The 270-nt window shown below is 42.2% G+C and carries 1 pseudogene; it reads right to left on the reverse strand.

The window, feature by feature from the left end:
• Positions 1-165 (reverse strand): annotated as a pseudogene (locus NDO48_RS29235) (YebC/PmpR family DNA-binding transcriptional regulator); the annotation flags it as partial.
• Between the last annotated feature and the right edge of the window lie 105 nt (positions 166-270).

Raw genomic sequence — 270 nt, forward strand, 5'->3', positions numbered from 1 at the left:
TTTATCAACTGCCGCACGTAGACGTGGGTTAGTTGCAGGATCACCACCACCTAAACGTGCTGCTGTAACTAATTCACGAATAATTTTAGTGAAAATCTTACCGCGTTTCGCATCTTGCGCTGCTTTACGGTGTTTAGTATTGGCCCATTTACTATGACCTGCCATGAAAATATCTCCAAACGTGGTCTAATAATTAAATAACAAATTCTTCAATCGCTTGCTGATTGCTGGCTGACTTAGTTAATTTTGCCGCCAGTGGCGCATCTAACC

Origin of the sequence: Aminobacter sp. MET-1, assembly GCF_026521175.1 — a bacterium.
GTDB lineage: Bacteria > Pseudomonadota > Alphaproteobacteria > Rhizobiales > Rhizobiaceae > Aminobacter.